Genomic DNA, 19,756 nt, shown 5'->3' on the forward strand with positions numbered 1-19,756 from the left:
AGAGAAGAGGAGATGCTTATGGGTAAGAAAATAACGGTATTCGGGAGTTTTGTTGTAGATCTGATGGGAAGATGTCCCCATCTGCCTGTGCCGGGTGAAACGGTAAAGGGGAGTCTGTTTAAAATGGGACCTGGCGGAAAGGGGTTTAACCAGGCGGTAGCTGCCCATAAGGCAGGTGCAGACGTAACAATGGTAACGAAGGTTGGCAATGACACCTTAGCAGAGCTTGCCATTAAGACCATGACAGAATTGGGGATGGATACAAAAAGGGTATTTCGCAGCGAACAGGCTGAGACAGGCACTGCATTAATCATGGTAGATGAGAATACCAGCCAGAATGAAATCGCAGTGATTTTAGGTGCATGTGATACGATTTCCGATGAGGAGGTGGAATCCATCGCAGATCTGCTGGACCAGTCCGATTATTTGCTGATACAGCTGGAAACAAACATTTCTTCCGTTGAGAAGGCGGTAGAAATGGCGTACGGCAAAGGAGTTAAAATTATTTTAAATACAGCCCCTGTACAACCCGTCAGTGACAGCATATTAAGCCGGGTGGAACTGATCACTCCCAATGAGGTAGAGGCTGGGATACTTACCCAAATTCCGGTAGACGATGAAGAGAGCGCTGGAAAGGCAGCGGACTATTTTCTGAAAAAGGGAGTCAGAAATGTGCTCATCACAATGGGAAGCAAAGGGGTTTATATTGCAACGAATGAAAGAAGAGGGTTAATACCCGCCTATCATGTAGATGCGGTAGACACCACAGGAGCAGGAGACGCATTTAACGGCGGTCTTGCGGCTGCCCTGGCAGAAGGAAAAGATTTATGGGAAGCTGCAGCATTTGCCAATGCACTGGCAGCCATTTCTGTTCAGAGAATCGGAACAACACCGGCAATGCCGGAACGGTCAGAAATCGATGCATTTATTCAATCTCATAAGACGGAGGGACTGCAATGTTAAAGACTGGAATTTTACATCCGCAGCTATCAAGAATCATGGCGGAAATAAGACACATGGATATGCTTGTAATTGCAGATGCCGGACTGCCTGTCCCTAAGGGAGTGGAGCGGGTAGATTTAGGCTGGAAACAGGGAAGTCCGACCTACTTAGAGGTTCTTGAAGAGATTGAAAAGTATATGGTAACGGAAAAGGCTGTTTTTGCCGAGGAGGCTCTTGTTGTAAGCGGGGAGCTGCATAAAAAAGCCCTGGCTCTTCTGCCGGAGGGAATTCCTGTAGAGTATATTCCTCACAGTGAATTGAAAAAAATGACAGAAGGAGCAAAAGCAATTATTCTCACAGGTGAGTTTACCGGTTATACCAATGTAATTCTGATCTCAGGATGTGCATATTGAAACCAGGCGAGGGGAAGGGGAAATGAAATGGGAGGAAGGTTAGTTCTGAAACTGGAATCAATCGTTAAGACTTTTCCTGGTGTAAAAGCTCTTGACGGAGTCCATCTGGAAATATATGAGGGTGAGGTTCATGCTCTGTGCGGAGAAAACGGAGCTGGGAAATCCACTCTGATGAAAATTATCGCAGGGGCTCAGCCATATACATCAGGTGCCATGTATTTAAATGGGGAAAAAGTGGTATTTCACTCGGCCAGGGAAGCAGAAAAATCAGGAATTGCAATGATCTATCAGGAATTTAATATGGTTCCTGAATTATCAGTAGCTGAAAACATGTTTCTTGGGAGGCTTCCGGTAAACAGCTTTAAGAAGGTGGACTGGGATAAGCTGTTTAAAGAGGCACAGAATAATTTAGACCATCTGGGTTTGAAATTCAGTTCAAGGACCAAAGTAAAGAATCTTTCTGTTGCTGAAGCGCAGATGACAGAGATTGCCAAGTGCCTCACCATAGGCGCCAGAATCATCATCATGGATGAGCCGACTGCCGCACTGGCCGGGGAAGAGATAAAAATACTGTTTGGAATTATTGAAGAGCTTAAAAAGAAGGGAATTGCGATTATCTATATTTCCCACCGTATGGATGAAATATTTAAAATTTCAGATCGTCTGACGGTGTTCCGGGATGGCAGATATGTTGCTTCGAAAGAGATCGGCGACACCGATTATGATGATGTAGTGTCCATGATGGTAGGCAGAAGTGTTTCTAACTTATACCCTGTCCGTGATTACAAGCCACAGGAGGTAGTATTTGAAGCAAAAAACATTAACAGCCGGAATGTACATGATATGAATCTGAAGCTTCATAAAGGAGAAATTCTTGGTATAACCGGACTTTTGGGATCAGGGACCATTGAATTATCAAAAATATTATATGGCGCCATACCAATGGAAAGCGGTGAACTCTGGGTGCATGGGGAGAGAAAAGACTGCTCTGCACCTGTAAAAGCTCTGAAATCCGGAATTGGTTTTGTTTCTGATGACAGGAAGCAGGAGGGACTGGTTTTAGTAAGAAGCATCAGAGAAAATATTTCCATGTCGTCTTTAAAGAAGCTGACAAAAGGAATTCATCTTAATACCAGACTGGAAATGGAGCGGGTCAGCCATCAGGTGAAATCGCTGAATATCCGGATCAGTTCGCCTTCCCAGCTGGCCGGGAAGTTAAGCGGAGGCAATCAGCAGAAGATCGTCTTTGCAAAGGTGCTGGAAGCAGATTCTGATATTCTCATTCTCAATGAACCCACAAGGGGAGTGGATGTTGGGGCTAAGGCAGAAATTTATGCGATAATAAACCAACTGACTGAAAAAGGAAAAAGTATTCTTATGGTTTCCACAGATTTGCCGGAGCTGATCGGAGTCAGTGACCGTGTGATTGTCATGCGGGAGGGACGTATGGTATTGGAGATCTCAGGAACGGACATGAATCAGGAAATAATATTAGCACATGCATCTGGAGGGGTGAGGGAAAATGAATCAGAAAGCTAAGAAACAATTGATCAACCAGATCAATATTTACCGGTCAGTTTTAATATTACTTATCATTTGCCTGTTTGCTGCATTTTTATCAAAAAGCTTTTTAAATATATCGAATTTGTTTAATGTGTTCAAACAGGTTACTGTTGCCGGGATTATTGGATGCGGAATGACCTTCGTAATCCTAACCGGTGGAATTGACTTATCTGTTGGTTCCATTCTGGGACTTTCCGGAGTCGTTGCGTCAGGAGTACTGGCTTCAACCGGCAATACGTTCCTTGCGGTAATAACAGCAGTTGCCATAGGAACTGCCTGCGGTACAGCTAACGGTTTTTTTATCTCTCACTGCGGGATACCTCCATTTATTGCAACGCTGGGGACAATGACTTTGCTGAGGGGCTGTGTTCTGATCTATACAAAGGGCTCTCCGATTCCGGTAAAATCGGATACCTATAAATTTATTGGAAAAGGTTCTGTTTTGGGAGTGCCGGTTCCTGTGATTATTCTTATACTCCTTTTTCTGGCAGCACATTATATACTGACACAGACCCGGTTTGGAAGGAGCATTTATGCTCTTGGGGGAAATCGGGAAGCTGCCCGTTTATCAGGCATATCCGTGAAACGGACAGAATGGACTGCTTATATTATGAATGGATTTTTAAGCGGTGTCGCTGCTATTGTACTGACAGCAAGGCTTGGATCGGCTCAGTCCACAAGCGGTCAGGGAATTGAGATGGATGCGATTGCGGCGGTAATCCTTGGAGGAACCAGCTTAAGCGGAGGAACGGGATTTGTACTTCCTACCGTAGTGGGTGCCATGATCATGGGGATCATAGATAACATCCTCACTCTTATGAATGTCAACCCTCACGCGACCAGCATAGTAAAAGGATCTGTTGTGCTGATTGCGGTGCTGGTGGATAAAAAGGTTAAGGATTTATCTGCGAAAGCGGAATAAATAGAAACTATTTTAATGTATATGAGAAGGGAAGGGAAGAATTATGATGAAAAAAAGAATTGCAGCAACAATGATGGCAGGATTACTTGTATTTTCTCTCGCCGGATGCAGCACTGAAACAGCACCGGAGACGGCAAAGGAAACAACTCAGACCGAAGTGACCACAGCAAAGTCAGCGGAAACCACAGCAAAAACAGATGCAGGATCAAAGAAAAAATATGTTATCGGTCTGGCAATGAATACACAGACCAATCCGTTCTTTGTGGATGTAAAGGATGGGGTACAAAAGGCAGCTGATGAACTGGGGGTGGAATTATACATTACAGATGCCCAGGATGATCCGGCTACTCAGATGAAAGACGTAGAAAATCTGATTACCAAGAAACCTGACTGCATTATTATTGATACATGTGATTCTGATGCCATCGTTTCATCTATTGAAGACTGCAACAAAGCCGGAATACCGGTACTTACCATGGACCGGGAAGCCAGCGGAGGAGAGGTGGTTTCTCATATTGGATATGATGCCATTAAATCAGGAAAGCTGGCAGGACAGTATCTGGCAGATACTCTGGGCGGAAAAGGTAATATCGTAGAGCTTCAGGGAATTATGGGCACCAATGTGGCTCAGAACCGTTCCAAGGGATTTAATGAAATCATAAGCCAGCATCCGGATATGAAAATTGTCGCCTGCCAGGTGGCTGATTTTGACCGGGCAAAGGGTATGAGTGTAATGGAAAATATTTTACAGGCAAATGACCACATTGACGGATTGTATGCTGCAAATGATGAAATGCTTCTGGGGGCTTTGGAAGCAATTGAGGCTGCAGGCCGCTTAGATGAAATCACAATGATTGGCTGTGACGCCATTGACGACACCATTGAGGCAATTAAAGGAGGAAAGGTAGAAGCAACCATAGCAGAGCCTCCGTTTTTCCTTGGTAAAGCTATTTTAAAAACCGCTTATGATTACCTGGAGGGTAAAAGTGTAGAGAAATACGTTATCCTGGATAATGAACTGGTTACCTCTGAAAATGTAAACGGGTTGGTTACAAAAGAATAAAATATACAGATACAGACTGCTGCCAGATTCCCTGATAAACCGGTTTCTGGCAGCTGTTTTTTTGCAAAAAAACAAGTAATGAAGTGAAAACAGTTTGAAAAGGACCGTGACAAGTGATTGATAACATGGTAAAATACGTCTGTGTCACATGGTAAAGTATGGCAGAATATTAAACAGGCAAAGGGTGAAAGATTATGGAGACCGACATGACGAGAGGCAATCCGCTTCCCATCATATTAAAATTTACACTTCCGCTTTTAATCGGAAACATTTTTCAGCAGTTTTACAATATGGTGGATACGATTATCGTAGGCCGTTTTGTGGGACCGGATGCATTGGCTGCAGTAGGATCTACCGGAACCATTATGTTCCTGGTAATCGGTTTTTCACAAGGTATGAGTACGGGATTTACGGTTCTTACCAGTCAGAGGTTCGGGGCAGGCGATGAAAACGGAACAAGGAGATCTGTAGCAAATGGAATTATACTATCCATATTTGTAATCGGATTCATGACATTAATCAGTCTGACCTTCATGAGGACTCTTTTAAGAATGATGAATACTCCCCAGAATATTATGGAAGATGCGTATACTTACATCTCTATCATTTGCATGGGCATTTTCGCAAACGTATTTTATAACCTGTTTTCTTCTTTTCTCCGTTCTGTAGGAAACAGCCGGATACCCCTTATGTTTCTCGTATTTTCAGCATGCTTAAATATAGTGCTGGATTTAGTATTTGTCATCAATTTTAAAATGGGGGTTGCAGGAGCGGCATGGGCCACCAACGTATCCCAGGGAGCTGCAGCTTTTTTATGTATTATTTATATTACAAGAAAAATGCCTGTTCTTACACCGGAAAGGCATCATTGGAAACTTCATGAGTACGATACGAAAATCCAGCTTTCCGTTGGTATTCCCATGGCTTTGCAGTTTGGAATTACTGCGTCAGGAACCATGATAATGCAGTCGGCGGTGAATCTGTTTGGTTCTATAGCAGTGGCATCAAATACTGCAGCCAATAAATTTCAAAGCATGGTGATTCAGGGGATGATAGCGATGGGACAGACCATGGCTACATATTCAGGGCAGAACTATGGGAAGGGAGATATCGGAAGAATCAGACGGGGTGTTCGTCTTGCTCTGACAACAGAGGTAATTTACGCGGTTGTATGCTCGATTATCGTTGTACTGGGACTTCCCTATGCGCTAAGGCTGTTTTTCTCCGGCAATGTTGATCTTGCAGAGATTCTTCCATGGGCAAAAACCTACAGCTATCTGTGTGCTGCTTTTTATATTCCTCTCGGAACTATTTTTATTTTCAGAAATACCATGCAGGGCTGCGGATATGGATTGCTTCCCATGCTTGGCGGTGTAGTGGAACTGGCCGCCAGACTGGTTACGGCAACACTTGCAATGAAGCTGTTAAGCTTTCCGCTTGCATGTGCCTGTGATCCTGCGGCATGGCTCAGCGCGGCTTTGTTTACTGGAATATCTTATGTTTACGTTATAAAAAAGGTTGAGAAAAAGCTGGTCAGCTAAGACCGTTTTTATTGGTTTTAAAATTCTTAATTTATTATTGATTTATAGTATAATATTTAGTATATTATGTAATAGATTATCTTAGGAAACACTTGAAAGGGGAATCATGATGATAAAAGTAGCTGTGGATGCCATGGGCGGTGACTATGCACCAGTACAGACGGTAGCAGGTGCCGTAGAGGCGGTAAACGCGAATAAAGAGATCCGGGTTCTCTTAGTAGGGCAGGAACAGATGATATCTGAAGAACTTGCAAAGCACACGTTTCATAAGGATCAGATACAGATTGTGAATGCGACAGAGGTAATCGAGACGGAAGAACCTCCGGTTAACGCCATACGTAAGAAGAAAGATTCTTCCATCGTTGTGGGAATGAATCTGGTAAAACAAATGGAGGCGGATGCGTTTGTATCGGCCGGTAGCTCAGGCGCCATACTGGTTGGCGGTCAGGTGATAGTCGGACGGATCAAGGGTGTTGAAAGACCACCGCTTGCACCCCTTATTCCAACAGAAAAAGGCGTTTCCCTGCTGATAGACTGCGGCGCTAATGTGGATGCCAGACCCTCTCATCTGGTACAGTTTGCCCGAATGGGCTCCCTATATATGGAGCATGTTGTAGGCATTAAAAATCCAACGGTTGCCATTGTTAACATCGGCGCAGAGGAAGAAAAGGGAAATGCGTTAGTGAAAGAGACATTTCCGCTGTTAAAGGATTGTAAGGATATTCATTTTACCGGAAGCATTGAGGCCAGAGAGATTCCGCATGGCGGTGCAGATGTCATAGTATGTGAGGCATTTGTGGGCAATGTAATCCTGAAGCTGTATGAAGGAGTGGGCGCGACCTTGATTAACAAGGTAAAGAGTGGTATGATGAGTAGTTTCAGGAGTAAAATCGGTGCTCTGCTTGTAAAGCCTGCTTTAAAGGAGACTTTAAAATCATTTGATTCATCCCGGTACGGCGGCGCTCCGCTTTTAGGGCTGAATGGTCTGGTAGTAAAGACTCATGGTAATTCAAAAGCAGCAGAAATAAAAAACTCCATACTTCAATGCGTAACTTTCAAAGAACAGGGAATTAATGATAAGATAAGAGAAAGTCTTAAAATGAAAGAAGAAAATCAAGAATAGGAGAGAGGAAGGAAAACAAATGGAATTTGAAAAATTACAGAAAATTATTGCAGAGGTATTGAATATTGAGCCGGAGGAGGTTACTATGAACTCCACATTTGTGGATGATCTTGGTGCTGACTCCCTTGATGTGTTCCAGATCGTTATGGGCATTGAGGAAGAATTTGATATTGAGATTCCGACTGAAGTAGCAGAGAATATTGTAAGTGTCAGCGACGCAGTAGAACAGGTCAAGAATGCATTAAATTAATAGATGTGGGTGCTGCTAAGACCGTTTGGTCTGACCGCAGCACCTTCTTTCATAACAGGGGAATAATAAGGAAAGAGGAATGAGATGAGCAGAAATATTAAAGAACTGGAAGAACGGATTGGTTACCGTTTTTCAGACAAGCATCTTATGACACAGGCCATGACCCACAGCTCCTATGCCAATGAACACCGTTTGAATAAGACGGAGTGCAATGAGAGACTTGAGTTCTTAGGTGATTCGGTACTGGAGGTTGTTTCCAGTGATTGTCTGTATCATAAGTACCCTCAAAAGCCGGAAGGCGATTTAACCAAGATCAGGGCGAGTATTGTTTGTGAACCGACTCTTGCATATTGTGCGGAAGTGATAAAGCTTGGAGAATATCTTCTCCTTGGCCGGGGTGAAGAGTCAACCGGCGGCAGAGGGAGAGCTTCGATTGTTTCAGATGCGATGGAAGCGCTGATAGGAGCCATTTATCTGGACGGTGGTTTTGCTAATGCAAAAGAGTTTATCCTTCGATTCATCATGAATGATCTGGAACATAAGCAGCTCTTTTATGATAGCAAGACTATCTTGCAGGAGATTGTTCAGAGCCAGACAGAGGAAGCACTGACTTACGAACTCTTAAGAGAAGAAGGTCCGGATCATAATAAAATATTTGAAACACAGGTAAAAATCGGGGATAAAACAATCGGACAGGGAACCGGAAGAACCAAGAAGGCTGCGGAGCAGGTGGCGGCTTATCATGGAATTCTGAAGCTGCGTGGACAATAATAAGGCAACACCCTTCGGGTATCCCTCTATGTCCAAAAAGCATGGACAATAATAAGGCAACACCCTTCGGGTATCCCTCTATGTCCAAAAAGCATGGACAATAATAAGGAAAGGGCAGCTGGTGATGGCTGTCAGCGTGGAGTATGTATTTAAAAAGTATAGAGATTCAGGGTTTTAAATCTTTTGCCAACAAAATAGTATTCGAATTCCATAACGGAATAACAGGCATTGTGGGCCCCAACGGAAGCGGTAAGAGCAATGTTGCTGATGCGGTGCGCTGGGTACTGGGTGAACAGAAAGTAAAGCAATTAAGAAGTTCCAGTATGCAGGATGTCATTTTTTCAGGAACAGAGATGAGAAAACCCCAGGGATTTGCCTATGTAGCCATAACGCTTGACAATTCAGATCACCACTTATCCATTGATTATGATCAGGTGACTGTTTCAAGAAGAGTTTACCGGTCCGGCGAGAGTGAGTACATGATCAATGGAAGCGCCTGCCGCTTAAAGGATATTAATGAGCTCTTTTATGATACCGGAATCGGCAAGGAAGGTTATTCCATAATCGGACAGGGACAGATTGATAAGATTTTAAGTGGTAAACCGGAAGAACGCAGGGAGCTTTTTGATGAGGCGGCTGGAATTGTTAAGTTTAAACGCCGCAAATCCATCGCCCAGAAAAAGCTGGAGGATGAAAAGCAGAATCTGGTCCGCGTCAGTGATATTCTTTCAGAACTGGAAAAACAGGTTGGCCCTTTGGCAAAGCAGTCTGAGTCTGCAAAAGAGTATTTACGATTAAAGGAAGAACTGAAAAAGTATGATGTAAATCAGTTCCTGATGGAGACAGAGGGACTGCGGCTGCAGATGAAAGAAGTGGATGAGAAAGAAGTGATCGTCAGCCGTGATCTGGATGATGCAAAAAATACATCAGAAGGCATAAGAGAGCAGTATGACACACTCGATACATATTTATCCCAACTGGATGAATCTATTTTAATAAGCCGCAATGAAAAAAATAACTCTGATATTGAAACGGGAAATCTTCAGGGCCGTATTAATGTATTAAAAGAGCAGATTAATACGGAACAGATGAATGCGGAGCATATTGCAGGCAGAGTGAGGTCCATTCACTCCGAGATAGATATGAAACAGTCCCAGGCAGCCTCCTATGAAGAGGAACGGTCTGTTATTGCCGAGTCTGTAAAGGCCGCATTGGAACAGCTTAAACAGGGTGAGGCGGTTCTTGCTGCAGAGGATGAAAAAATTCATCTTCTGGAACAAAGGATTGAGTCCGGAAAAGGAAGTATTATTGAACTCCTTAATGAAAAGGCTGCCTTAAATGCCAGACAGCAGCGTTATGAAACCATGCTGGAACAGGTGAATGTACGAAGGTCTGAAGTTCTTCAAAAGCTTCTTAAATATAAAAGCGATGAGTCAGAACAGGATCAGCAGCTTCTGGTGCTTCAAAAAGAAGCGGATGAGATCGATGCCAGCATTCTTAAGTATAATGAGCTTCAGGAACAAAGCGAAAGCAGAGCGGAGGAACTGGAGCGTGAAGTAAAACGGCTTTCGAAAAATTTAAATGACAGACAGCAGGAGTACCATACCAGTTCCACCAAGCTGGAATCCCTTCGTAATCTGGCAGAGCGGTATGAAGGCTATGGCGGAAGCATCCGCAGGGTCATGGAAGTGAAGGACCGGATACGGGGAATCCATGGTGTTGTGGCAGATCTGATTACTGTTTCAAAAAAGTACGAGGTTGCCATAGAAACGGCACTGGGCGGAAGCATTCAGAATGTTGTTACCGACTCAGACCAGACAGCAAAGCAGCTGATTGAGTATTTAAAGAAGAATAAATACGGCAGAGCCACATTTCTCCCTCTTACCAGTATTGGTAACAAAAATGGCTTTAATCAGGAGAAAGCCCTTAACGAACCGGGAGTTCTGGGGCTTGCCAATTCTCTGGTTGAAGCAGACAGCCAGTACGAGGGACTGATGAATTATCTCCTTGGCAGAGTGGTTGTTGTGGATACCATCGACCATGCAATTGCCCTTGCGAAGAAATTCCAGTACTCTTTAAGAATTGTAACTCTGGAAGGCGAACTTTTAAGTGCTGGCGGTTCCATGACAGGAGGTGCTTTTAAGAATACCAGTAACTTGCTGGGAAGAAAGCGCGAAATGGAGGAACTGGAGGCTGCCTGCGAAAAGGCACTGAAAGAAACCGGTCAGATCGAGACAGAACTGGTAATGAACGAAGGTCTTCTAAATGAATGCAGGGAAGAACTTGAAACGATCCGAAGCGAAAAGCAGAAGCTTTACTTAAGACAAAATACAGTTAAAATAAATCTGCACAGAATAGAAGATAAAAAAGCAGAAATTGTGGAATCCTATGGGGATTTAGAACTGGAAAATACCCAGCTGGAGGTTCAGAAAAAAGAGATCGGAGAAAACAGACAGGATCTGATTCTTGCAGTGGAAAAACTGGCAGCCAGAAGCGGGGAAATCGACGGTGAACTGGAAGGTCTTAATGCGGACCTTGAGAAAGCAAGGGCTGACAGAGAAAAGTTCTCAAAAGATTTATCAGAAGCACAGCTGACAGCCTCAGGTCTTAAGCACAAGGATGATTTTGAGCTGGAAAATATCCGGCGTGTGAAGGATGAAATAAGCAGGCTGGAAGAGGAAATGTTAAAACTGTCTCAGGGAACAAGCGGTTCCGGTCTGATCATAGAAGAAAAACAGAAGGAAATTGAATCCATCAAAGCCAGAATGGCAGAAATCAGTTCAGCCAGGGAAACACTGGATCAGGCCATTAGTGAGAAGCTTGCTAAAAAAGAAGCAAAATCGAAAGAGCAGAAAGAACTGTTTCAAAAACGAGAAGAACTTACCCAGCGCATAAGTCTGCTGGATAAGGAATTGTTCCGCCTTCAGAGTCAGAAGGAAAAAATGGAAGAACGCATGGAAAACCACGTAAACTACATGTGGAATGAATATGAACTGACATTTTCGAAAGCTGAGGCTTTAAGGAATGAAGAATGGACTTCTCTGCCGGATATTAAAAAAATGATTGGATCCTTAAAGGAAGAGATCCGCAAACTCGGCAATGTTAATGTAAATGCCATTGAGGATTATAAGGAAGTTTCAGAGCGTTATGAATTTATGAAAACCCAGCATGATGACCTTATCACTGCAGAGGGAACCTTGTTAAAAATCATCGATGAGCTGGATACAGGAATGCGCAAACAGTTTGAGGAAAAATTCCGGGAAATCAGAGTGGAATTTGACAAAGTCTTCAAGGAGCTGTTCGGAGGAGGACGCGGTGCACTTGAACTTGTAGAGGATGAGGATATCCTTGAGGCAGGAATACAGATTGTTTCCCAGCCGCCCGGAAAAAAATTGCAGAATATGATGCAGCTTTCCGGAGGGGAAAAGGCGCTGACAGCAATTGCACTGCTTTTTGCAATTCAGAATCTAAAGCCATCTCCGTTCTGTCTCCTTGACGAGATTGAGGCTGCGCTTGATGACTCCAATGTTGATCGTTTTGCAAAATATTTGCATAAGCTGACAAAATTTACACAGTTTATAGTTATTACCCACAGACGCGGTACCATGGTATCCGCAGACCGTCTGTATGGTATTACCATGCAGGAAAAAGGCGTTTCGACGCTTGTATCTGTTAATCTGATCGAAGAAGATTTAGAAAGTTAAGGAGGCCGACGATGGGAGAAAAAATGGGATTCTTTGGAAAATTGGTAGCTGGACTGCAAAAAACGAGAGATAATATTATCGCAGGAGTGGATTCCATTTTCAACGGTTTTTCGGCCATTGATGACGAGTTTTATGAAGAAATTGAAGAAATTCTGATCATGGGTGATCTGGGAATCCAGACTACGACATCAATTGTGGAAGACTTGAGAAAAAAGGTAAAGGAACAAAACATCAAGGATCCATCCGAATGCAAGCAGCTTCTTATGGATAGTATCATGGACCAGATGGATCTGGGCGAAAATGCCTATGAATTCGAAAAACGCCGCTCTGTTTTACTAATTATCGGTGTAAACGGAGTGGGAAAAACCACTTCTGTTGGTAAGCTGGCAGGACAGATGAAGGATGATGGAAAGAAAGTCATTGTTGCAGCAGCTGACACATTCCGTGCAGCAGCGATTGAACAGCTGACAGAATGGGCCAGAAGGGCAAATGTTGATATTATTGCCCAGCAGGAAGGTTCTGATCCGGCTGCAGTTGTATATGATGCGGTTGCTGCGGCAAAATCCAGGCAGGCAGATGTATTGATCTGTGATACGGCAGGACGTCTTCACAATAAAAAGAACCTGATGGAAGAACTGAAAAAGATCAATCGGATCATTGATAAGGAATATCCGGAAGCATATCGGGAAACTCTTGTGGTTTTAGATGGAACTACCGGACAGAACGCTCTTGTACAGGCGAAACAATTCATGGAAGTGGCAGATATTACCGGAATTATACTTACCAAGCTGGATGGTACGGCTAAGGGGGGGATTGCGGTGGCAATTCAATCCGAACTGGGAATCCCGGTGAAATATATTGGCGTCGGAGAGAAGATTGATGACTTGCAGAAATTCAATGCAGAAGAATTTGTAAATGCATTGTTTCACGTAGAAGAGAAAGAAGAGGCGTAAATTATGTTGACATTGGAAAAGTTTGAGGAAGCATCAGAAGTCGTTGGCAAGGTCACCCTGGAAACGAAACTTATTTACAGTGAGTATTTTTCTGCGCAGACTGGAAACAAGGTGTATTTTAAGCCGGAAAACATGCAGTATACCGGGGCTTATAAGGTAAGAGGCGCTTACTATAAAATCAGCACACTGACAGAGGAAGAAAAATCCAAAGGTTTGATTACCGCCTCTGCAGGCAATCATGCTCAGGGTGTTGCCTATGCAGCAAAGCTTGCCGGAATTCCCGCTACCATTGTCATGCCTACAACAACCCCTCTGATGAAGGTTAACAGAACAAAAGGATACGGAGCCGAAGTTATTTTAGAAGGAGATGTCTTTGATGAAGCCTGCAGCTATGCTTATAAGCTTGCAGAGGAAAGAGGACTTACCTTTGTGCATCCCTTTAATGATTTAGATGTGGCAACCGGTCAGGGTACCATAGCCATGGAAATCATTAAAGAGCTTCCGACTGTTGATTATATTCTGGTTCCAATCGGCGGAGGCGGTCTTTGTACAGGCGTTTCAGTTCTGGCAAAGATGTTAAATCCAAAGATTAAAGTAATTGGTGTGGAGCCTGCAGGCGCAAACTGTATGCAGGAATCAATTCGCCAGGGGAAAGTAGTATCGCTTCCCAGTGTCAACACCATCGCAGATGGTACTGCAGTAAAATGTCCGGGTGACAAGCTTTTCCCATACATCCAGGAAAATGTGGACAGTATTATTACAATTGAAGACTCAGAACTCATTGTAGCATTCCTGGATATGATGGAAAATCATAAGATGGTGGTAGAAAATTCCGGTCTGCTTACTGTTGCTGCTTTAAAACATATCGATGTAGACAACAAAAAAATTGTATCTATTTTAAGCGGCGGAAACATGGATGTGATCACCATGGCTTCCATCGTACAGCTTGGACTGATCCAGAGAGACCGCATCTTTACCGTATCAATACTGCTTCCTGATAAGCCGGGAGAGTTGGCAAAGGTATCCGCCCTTCTTGCAAAAGAACAGGGTAATGTCATCCGCCTGGAACATAACCAGTTTATCAGCATTAACCGTAATACGGCAGTGGAATTAAGAATTACTCTGGAGGCATTTGGAACAGACCATAAGAATGCAATTATGGCTGCGCTTACTTCTCAGGGATATCGGCCAAAGCTTGTAAAATCCAAGGGGACTTATGGAGATTAATTTAAGATGTGAAAATAAAAAGCAGAAACTGGATATATACAGCTTCTGCTTTTTACTATTACAAGCATTTTAATGATTTATGGACCTTTGACAGCAGCCGAATGGAGACTGGATAAGATTCTTTATTGTTCATATATAAAAGTGCCTCATCTCTTGAATATTTTATCACATGCTTAAGATTCACAATTGTGGATCTGTTGCATTGACAAAAATGAGAATTTAAAGCGGTACTCAGTTCTTTTAGAGAGCCTGACATCTGGCGGAAACCATTTAAAGTATGAATAATTATTTTATGATATTCTTCACTGGTAGTAATTGCCACGATATCATCCTGGTCCAGAACCAGTGATGCTTTATCAACTTTAATTGATAAGAGACGGTCAGATGAATCTAATTGGTTTCGATATTTTGTTTCTGCATTTTTTATGCATGAATAGATCTGTTCAGGGAGGTCACTTATTTTATCTTTAATAATAAAGTCCATGGCTTCTACTTTATATTGAAAAGTCAGATAAGCCATTTCACTGTGAGTTGTAACAAAGACGATGTATCCGCGGGGATCATATTTACGAATTTCTTCTGCCAGTTCAATTCCGTTCTTTTCCGCTCTTAAATCAATATCAAGAAAATATAGTCCGGTAATATTAGAATGACTTCTGACCTTTAATAAATCTTCCGGGGTAGATGACGTACAATACAGTAGTGACTCCGTTGAATTCATTAATAAGTATTTTTCTATTATAGTTATCCAGCGTGCTAATTGTCTTTTATCGTCTTCGCAGAGATATATATGTATCATAGCTGCTCCTTGCTACCATAATGCATCAGGATCAGTTCCTGAGTAAAATATGGTTCCTTATAAATGGTATTCCATACGATGTTATCATAATGATTCAGTACCATAGAAGCATTGTACAAACCGACACCCCTGTTTTCACCTTTTGTTGAAATCCCCTGATCCCTGAGTTCGTATAAAGTATAATCAGGTGGAAGAGAAGTATTCTTAATAATAATATAAAGATTATCATCTTTATAAAACATACAAAAATGCAATTCTTTTTCATTCGTTTCTGCAGTAGCCTCAATAGCATTATCTAAAAAAATACCTATGATTCTGGAAAGATCGAGGGAATCCATATATAAATTTGTAATTGGCTCTGTCAACTCAATTTCAGTTTTTATTCCAGTTTCCATAGAATAGATAAATTTAGAGGAAAGGAGGCTTTTTAAAGCGGTATCCTTTATGTTTGACAGGGTGCCGAGCTTTGTATCCGATTCTGTAAAAGCGTGGCTGATAGGAATTATTTTTTCACCATAATATTTTTTTAATCCCTGCAGATCATTATCTTCCATAAATCCCGACATTGTTATAAGAATATTCATGTAATCATGCTTAAATTTACGCATTGTACTGTAGGACAGTTCAAGACGGTCTGTGTAAATTCTAAGATTTTCAAATTGCGACATGCGATATTTATAGGCTTGTTCTCCCATAGTTGCTTTATAAATAGAATACATTAAATTCGAAGTGATTGCAAAGAGCAGTAAAAACAGTATTCCATTCAAAGCAATCACACCATAGTTGTACCCCAGATACTCTCCATAAGAGAAATTAAATATATAAAAGAACACTAAAATAAAAAGGTCCGTAAAAATGGCCTTTAAAAGATGAGGATTGGTTAAATACTTTGACAAATTCAGTTTTTTATGAAAATACCAGCCCAGCATTTTTGTAGTTGATCCGCAAAACATACAATAGAGTATCGAGAATATAATAGTTAGATTATCCCGGATTAACAGTTCTGCCATGTCCATATGCAAAAAATAGCCCGTTAACCACATAATAATATAATTAAAAGTAACTGAATATAAGTAACCAAAAAGAATGCAGGAGGAGGAAAAAAAGTCAAATTTTGAAAAAATCATCGCAATAAACAGAATGCCTCCATAAGTTAAAAAAGTGCTGATCTGACCAAACATCTGATTAAACAGATATACTGTTATAAATGAGTATAAAAACAAAATCAGTTTCTTAAATTTGTTTAGTTTATGAGGAAGTAAATTAACGCATGAGAAATAACTGCAAAGGCTTCCTGTGAGAGAATAAATTAAGTAAGTCATATTATGCCACCTCATCTGCCGGGTACTATTATTCTACAATTCATATGACAAAAAGTAAAGTGAAATTGTATTTTGAAGTTAAGAAATTGACGCTCAGGAATAAAAAAACAACGATAATTGCAAAAACATTTGTTAGTTGGAATTTATGGTAAAATGGCATTGTTTGGTGGTGATAAAGTGATTATTTCGAAGTTTTCAGCTTCTCTCTGTTGTTTGTTAAATAAGATTAATCCAAGAGATGAAGATGATAATATTACAATACAATATGGAGTTGAATTAATATTAGATAATTTGTTAAAACTTCTGTTTATTCAATTACTTGGTATTTTATTGGGTAAAGGAGTTGAAACTTTTATTGTTTTGTTTGTATTTTGCACTCTTCGTCTGCAAGCGGGGGGAATTCACGCAAAAACAAATATGGGTTGTTTTTTAGGCATGTTACTAATTTGGTTTTTGTCTTTATCAGGAGCAGTTACTTTTAAACTAAACCTATTAAATGTAATGGCAATATATATGTTTAGTCTGACTGTATTCGTATGCATGGTTCCCAAAAGCAAAAACATTACCTATTTTACACGTTCAGCCATATTAAAGAAAAAAACTACATCAATCTTATTGTTAAGCCTTTTGGTATTAATAGCTGTTTACAATGAAAATCTAAGAGAGTTGATTATTTATCCGGTTGCTTTGGAAGTGTTAACCTTACTTCCTCCAAATAAAGATGTTATGAAAGGAGATTTTAAAAATGAAGAAGAAAATTGTTGAAGGTTTACAAAAGGTTTTGCTTAAGGTATCTGTTGATTCAGTTGGAAAGAGCATTCCCGCAACTATGTATGAAAGAGAAATACCAAAAGCAGTTCTGAAAAAACATGAGACTGAGGCAAAAAATAACTAAATTTAAACGTTTCTTTCGTAGTTCTGATTATGGCCTAAAATTTATAATCTCAAGGCGATTATATTGTCCTTAGGCAAGGGGAGTATGACCGTAATTACATAATATGAATTGGTCATCTATGAGTGTTAATATAATTGATAGTTGTGCATTACGAATGTTTTACTGTGCGTAAGGTTGGTGGGAGAAAGTACAGATGAAAACAAAAATGTTTCGAAAAATTCTTGGTCTGGATGGCAAAATTTCTCACAGTTCCGTTCTGAACGAAGATATAATTAGAGATAATGAGAGAATGATCATTCCGAGAGAATATCTGATAGAAGTGATAACAACGATTCCTGATAGAAAAGTTGTCATTGAACGTTTGGATATTTATCAAGAATAAAATAACGGAAAGTGCAACATGAAGAAGCAGATAGTAAAAGAATTAGTTTCCTTTGCTATCTGCTTTTTCATATTAATTAGTTATTTGCTGTTTCACAAAATATTCCCGGTTCCGCAACCATAGAATAATTGGTATGATAGATCACAAACCCTGGAGCAGCTCCTGCGACTTTTTTGATCTGTTTTTTCTGTATATAATCCACCTCAACCTTATCGTTGTCTTTTCCCTTGGAATAATATGCTGCCAGGGCTCCGGCTTCTTCAAAGGTCCGGTCCGGCAGCTCTTTCCCTTCTGATTTGACGATCACATGAGAACCGGGAATTCCTTTAGCATGAAACCACCAGTCATTGCCGCTTGCGACTTTAAAGGTCAGCTCTTCATTCTGATAGTTGTTCTTGCCTACATACATATGAAATCCATCAGATGAAATATAATGGAAGGGCTTACTGGTGACTTTCGGTTTTTTGTCTCCGCTTTTTCTGTGTTTGACGTATCCGTATTCCATCAGTTCTTCTTTAATCTGAACAAGATCTTCTTCCAGCAGAGCGATATCCAGTGCAGCACTGATGGACTCCAAGTGGTCGATTTCCTGTTTTGTCTCGCTGATCTGTCCTGTGACTGCTTCAAAAGTCCGTTTCATTTTATTGTATTTATCAAAATACTTCTGGGAGTTTTCCTTAGCAGACAGCTGTTCATCCAATGGAATGGTAATGTCCTCATTGGTGTAGTAGTTTAGACAGGTAAGCTGCTTTTCACCGCCTGTCAGTTCATAACCATAGGTATTTAAAAGCTCTCCGTATATTTTGTACTTATCCTTTTTCTCCGTGTCTTTTAGCTGTTTTTCCTGCAAATCGTATTTTTTGTAGTTACGTTCCAGCGCTGTCTGAACAATCTTTCTTAAATCCACAGATTTCTGGCGGATTCTTGTTACTGCATTCTTGGATGCATAGTAGGTTTCCAAAAGGGTACTGATGGATTCAAAAGACTTCGCTTCATAATCACTGCCTTCATAGCAGGTGAGGGGGACTGCGGCAAATTCAACCGGTTCTTCATTTTTATAAATAATATTTGGCTTAAAAGATCCTTTTTTAATATCTTCTATCATAAAGGAGAACATGCGGTATAAGTGCAAAAGCTCCGTTTCTGTCAGTTCATTTGCGGAATGATCTCCATCTATGGACGCCAGATGACACAGCTCATGGCCGATAATGGGACTGATACCGGTTAAGTTTAAATAAAGGCTCTTCTGTACCGGCGCGGCTGCGTGCCTGACAGCTGCAATAAATTCTTCTTCTGTAATCGTCAGAGGATCTTTTTTATCCATGGTCTGGGGTATAAAATATTTTCTTCCTGGCAGAACTTCACGAACAGAACTGACCTGGGCAGAAATGTGTTTAATACTGTCCAGAATCATATCTTCTTCATTGCAGAAGATGATGTTGCTGTGCTTGCCCATGATTTCTATCATAAGTTTTTTTGTTCGTCTGTCGCCTAATTCATCCAGATGTTCGATTTCCATGCAGAGGATTCTTTCCAGACCAGGCTGGCTGATTTTCATAATGCGTCCATTCCCGATATGCTTTCTTAAAAGCATGCAGAAATTGGGTGCTGTTAAGGGACTCTGCTTGTTGTTTTCCGTAAAATAAACCAGTGGTAAGCTGGCACTGGCGGAAATTAAAAGCTTCCATGTATTTTTTTGATTTTTAACAGTAAACAGCAGTTCATCTTTTTCCGGCTGGGCGATTTTAGAGATCTTTCCGCCTTCCAGCCGGTCTTTCATTTCTGCCGTGAGATTTGCCATAACAATTCCATCTAATGCCATTGTTTGTGTCCTCCGGTAAGGTTTATAGATGAAGATAGTATAACACAGAAACTGTGTTCTGTAA

The 19,756-nt window shown here is 41.3% G+C and carries 18 protein-coding genes; 15 read left to right on the forward strand and 3 right to left on the reverse strand.

Annotation, left to right across the window (positions count from 1 at the left end; genetic code table 11):
• Positions 1-18 precede the first annotated feature (18 nt).
• From rbsK to ilvA, 12 genes are all read left to right on the forward strand, one after another.
• Positions 19-963: a ribokinase gene (rbsK, locus tag V7D18_RS25925; RefSeq protein WP_426158770.1), complete on the forward strand. Its 945-nt coding sequence runs from the start codon at positions 19-21 to the stop codon at positions 961-963.
• Positions 957-1,355 (forward strand): D-ribose pyranase, encoded by a 399-nt coding sequence (gene rbsD / locus V7D18_RS25930; protein ID WP_426158772.1) that lies wholly within the window; start codon positions 957-959, stop codon positions 1,353-1,355. The genes rbsK and rbsD overlap by 7 nt, the downstream gene beginning before the upstream one ends.
• Positions 1,356-1,382: 27 nt before the next feature.
• On the forward strand, positions 1,383-2,894 hold the full coding sequence (locus V7D18_RS25935; protein ID WP_426158774.1) for a sugar ABC transporter ATP-binding protein: 1,512 nt from the start codon (positions 1,383-1,385) through the stop codon (positions 2,892-2,894).
• Positions 2,878-3,840 (forward strand): ABC transporter permease, encoded by a 963-nt coding sequence (locus V7D18_RS25940; RefSeq protein WP_426158776.1) that lies wholly within the window; start codon positions 2,878-2,880, stop codon positions 3,838-3,840. The genes V7D18_RS25935 and V7D18_RS25940 overlap by 17 nt, the downstream gene beginning before the upstream one ends.
• Before the next feature lie 46 nt (positions 3,841-3,886).
• Positions 3,887-4,903, forward strand: coding sequence for a substrate-binding domain-containing protein (locus tag V7D18_RS25945; protein ID WP_426159246.1), 1,017 nt, complete (start codon positions 3,887-3,889; stop codon positions 4,901-4,903).
• A 194-nt stretch (positions 4,904-5,097) separates the two neighbouring features.
• Positions 5,098-6,444, forward strand: coding sequence for an MATE family efflux transporter (locus tag V7D18_RS25950; RefSeq protein ID WP_426158778.1), 1,347 nt, complete (start codon positions 5,098-5,100; stop codon positions 6,442-6,444).
• 109 nt (positions 6,445-6,553) lie between these two features.
• Positions 6,554-7,567: a phosphate acyltransferase PlsX gene (plsX, locus tag V7D18_RS25955; protein WP_426159247.1), complete on the forward strand. Its 1,014-nt coding sequence runs from the start codon at positions 6,554-6,556 to the stop codon at positions 7,565-7,567.
• A gap of 19 nt (positions 7,568-7,586) precedes the next feature.
• Complete coding sequence (gene acpP, locus V7D18_RS25960) at positions 7,587-7,817, forward strand: acyl carrier protein (protein ID WP_104436156.1); 231 nt, start codon at positions 7,587-7,589, stop codon at positions 7,815-7,817.
• An 84-nt stretch (positions 7,818-7,901) separates the two neighbouring features.
• Positions 7,902-8,588, forward strand: a complete 687-nt coding sequence (gene rnc, locus V7D18_RS25965) for a ribonuclease III (protein WP_426158780.1) — start codon at positions 7,902-7,904, stop codon at positions 8,586-8,588.
• 143 nt (positions 8,589-8,731) lie between these two features.
• Entirely contained in the window at positions 8,732-12,292 is a 3,561-nt protein-coding gene (gene smc / locus V7D18_RS25970; RefSeq protein ID WP_426158782.1) for a chromosome segregation protein SMC, read from the forward strand.
• Between the two features lie 11 nt (positions 12,293-12,303).
• The gene (gene ftsY / locus V7D18_RS25975) at positions 12,304-13,245 is read left to right on the forward strand and encodes a signal recognition particle-docking protein FtsY (protein ID WP_426158784.1); all 942 of its coding nucleotides are present in this window, start codon (positions 12,304-12,306) and stop codon (positions 13,243-13,245) included.
• Positions 13,246-13,248: 3 nt separating this feature from the next.
• Entirely contained in the window at positions 13,249-14,472 is a 1,224-nt protein-coding gene (gene ilvA / locus V7D18_RS25980) for a threonine ammonia-lyase (protein WP_426158786.1), read from the forward strand.
• A 58-nt stretch (positions 14,473-14,530) separates the two neighbouring features.
• Here the strand turns inward: ilvA and V7D18_RS25985 are convergent, their stop codons facing one another.
• Both V7D18_RS25985 and V7D18_RS25990 read right to left on the reverse strand, forming a co-directional pair.
• Positions 14,531-15,271 (reverse strand): LytR/AlgR family response regulator transcription factor, encoded by a 741-nt coding sequence (locus V7D18_RS25985; RefSeq protein WP_426158787.1) that lies wholly within the window; start codon positions 15,269-15,271, stop codon positions 14,531-14,533.
• Positions 15,268-16,281, reverse strand: coding sequence for a sensor histidine kinase (locus tag V7D18_RS25990; RefSeq protein ID WP_426158788.1), 1,014 nt, complete (start codon positions 16,279-16,281; stop codon positions 15,268-15,270). The genes V7D18_RS25985 and V7D18_RS25990 overlap by 4 nt, the downstream gene beginning before the upstream one ends.
• Before the next feature lie 465 nt (positions 16,282-16,746).
• Here V7D18_RS25990 and V7D18_RS25995 point away from each other — a divergent pair, with 465 nt between their 5' ends.
• From V7D18_RS25995 to V7D18_RS26005, 3 genes are all read left to right on the forward strand, one after another.
• Positions 16,747-17,358, forward strand: a complete 612-nt coding sequence (locus tag V7D18_RS25995; protein ID WP_426158790.1) for an accessory gene regulator B family protein — start codon at positions 16,747-16,749, stop codon at positions 17,356-17,358.
• On the forward strand, positions 17,339-17,488 hold the full coding sequence (locus tag V7D18_RS26000) for an exodeoxyribonuclease V subunit alpha (protein ID WP_426158792.1): 150 nt from the start codon (positions 17,339-17,341) through the stop codon (positions 17,486-17,488). The genes V7D18_RS25995 and V7D18_RS26000 overlap by 20 nt, the downstream gene beginning before the upstream one ends.
• 193 nt (positions 17,489-17,681) lie before the next feature.
• Complete coding sequence (locus V7D18_RS26005; protein ID WP_426158794.1) at positions 17,682-17,870, forward strand: hypothetical protein; 189 nt, start codon at positions 17,682-17,684, stop codon at positions 17,868-17,870.
• Between the two features lie 76 nt (positions 17,871-17,946).
• Here V7D18_RS26005 and V7D18_RS26010 read toward each other — a convergent pair whose 3' ends face one another.
• Positions 17,947-19,692 carry an Rqc2 family fibronectin-binding protein gene (locus V7D18_RS26010; RefSeq protein WP_426158796.1) on the reverse strand — a complete coding sequence of 582 codons (1,746 nt, stop codon included), beginning with the start codon at positions 19,690-19,692 and terminating at the stop codon, positions 17,947-17,949.
• Between the last annotated feature and the right edge of the window lie 64 nt (positions 19,693-19,756).

Source organism: Lacrimispora sp. 38-1 (assembly GCF_049890855.1).
Taxonomy (GTDB): Bacteria; Bacillota; Clostridia; order Lachnospirales; family Lachnospiraceae; genus Lacrimispora.

Bases quoted from the DNA above. Each gene is read 5' to 3' on its own strand.
- rnc (WP_426158780.1), top strand. From the start codon at position 7,902: ATGAGCAGAAATATTAAAGAACTGGAAGAACGGATTGGTTACCGTTTT.
- V7D18_RS25950 (WP_426158778.1), top strand. From the start codon at position 5,098: ATGGAGACCGACATGACGAGAGGCAATCCGCTTCCCATCATATTAAAA.
- V7D18_RS26005 (WP_426158794.1), top strand. From the start codon at position 17,682: ATGAAAACAAAAATGTTTCGAAAAATTCTTGGTCTGGATGGCAAAATT.
- V7D18_RS26000 (WP_426158792.1), top strand. From the start codon at position 17,339: ATGAAGAAGAAAATTGTTGAAGGTTTACAAAAGGTTTTGCTTAAGGTA.
- V7D18_RS25995 (WP_426158790.1), top strand. From the start codon at position 16,747: ATGGCATTGTTTGGTGGTGATAAAGTGATTATTTCGAAGTTTTCAGCT.
- plsX (WP_426159247.1), top strand. From the start codon at position 6,554: ATGATAAAAGTAGCTGTGGATGCCATGGGCGGTGACTATGCACCAGTA.
- V7D18_RS26010 (WP_426158796.1), bottom strand. From the start codon at position 19,692: ATGGCATTAGATGGAATTGTTATGGCAAATCTCACGGCAGAAATGAAA.
- V7D18_RS25985 (WP_426158787.1), bottom strand. From the start codon at position 15,271: ATGATACATATATATCTCTGCGAAGACGATAAAAGACAATTAGCACGC.
- ilvA (WP_426158786.1), top strand. From the start codon at position 13,249: ATGTTGACATTGGAAAAGTTTGAGGAAGCATCAGAAGTCGTTGGCAAG.
- smc (WP_426158782.1), top strand. From the start codon at position 8,732: ATGTATTTAAAAAGTATAGAGATTCAGGGTTTTAAATCTTTTGCCAAC.
- rbsK (WP_426158770.1), top strand. From the start codon at position 19: ATGGGTAAGAAAATAACGGTATTCGGGAGTTTTGTTGTAGATCTGATG.
- V7D18_RS25935 (WP_426158774.1), top strand. From the start codon at position 1,383: ATGGGAGGAAGGTTAGTTCTGAAACTGGAATCAATCGTTAAGACTTTT.
- rbsD (WP_426158772.1), top strand. From the start codon at position 957: ATGTTAAAGACTGGAATTTTACATCCGCAGCTATCAAGAATCATGGCG.
- V7D18_RS25940 (WP_426158776.1), top strand. From the start codon at position 2,878: ATGAATCAGAAAGCTAAGAAACAATTGATCAACCAGATCAATATTTAC.
- acpP (WP_104436156.1), top strand. From the start codon at position 7,587: ATGGAATTTGAAAAATTACAGAAAATTATTGCAGAGGTATTGAATATT.
- V7D18_RS25990 (WP_426158788.1), bottom strand. From the start codon at position 16,281: ATGGCAGAACTGTTAATCCGGGATAATCTAACTATTATATTCTCGATA.
- V7D18_RS25945 (WP_426159246.1), top strand. From the start codon at position 3,887: ATGAAAAAAAGAATTGCAGCAACAATGATGGCAGGATTACTTGTATTT.
- ftsY (WP_426158784.1), top strand. From the start codon at position 12,304: ATGGGAGAAAAAATGGGATTCTTTGGAAAATTGGTAGCTGGACTGCAA.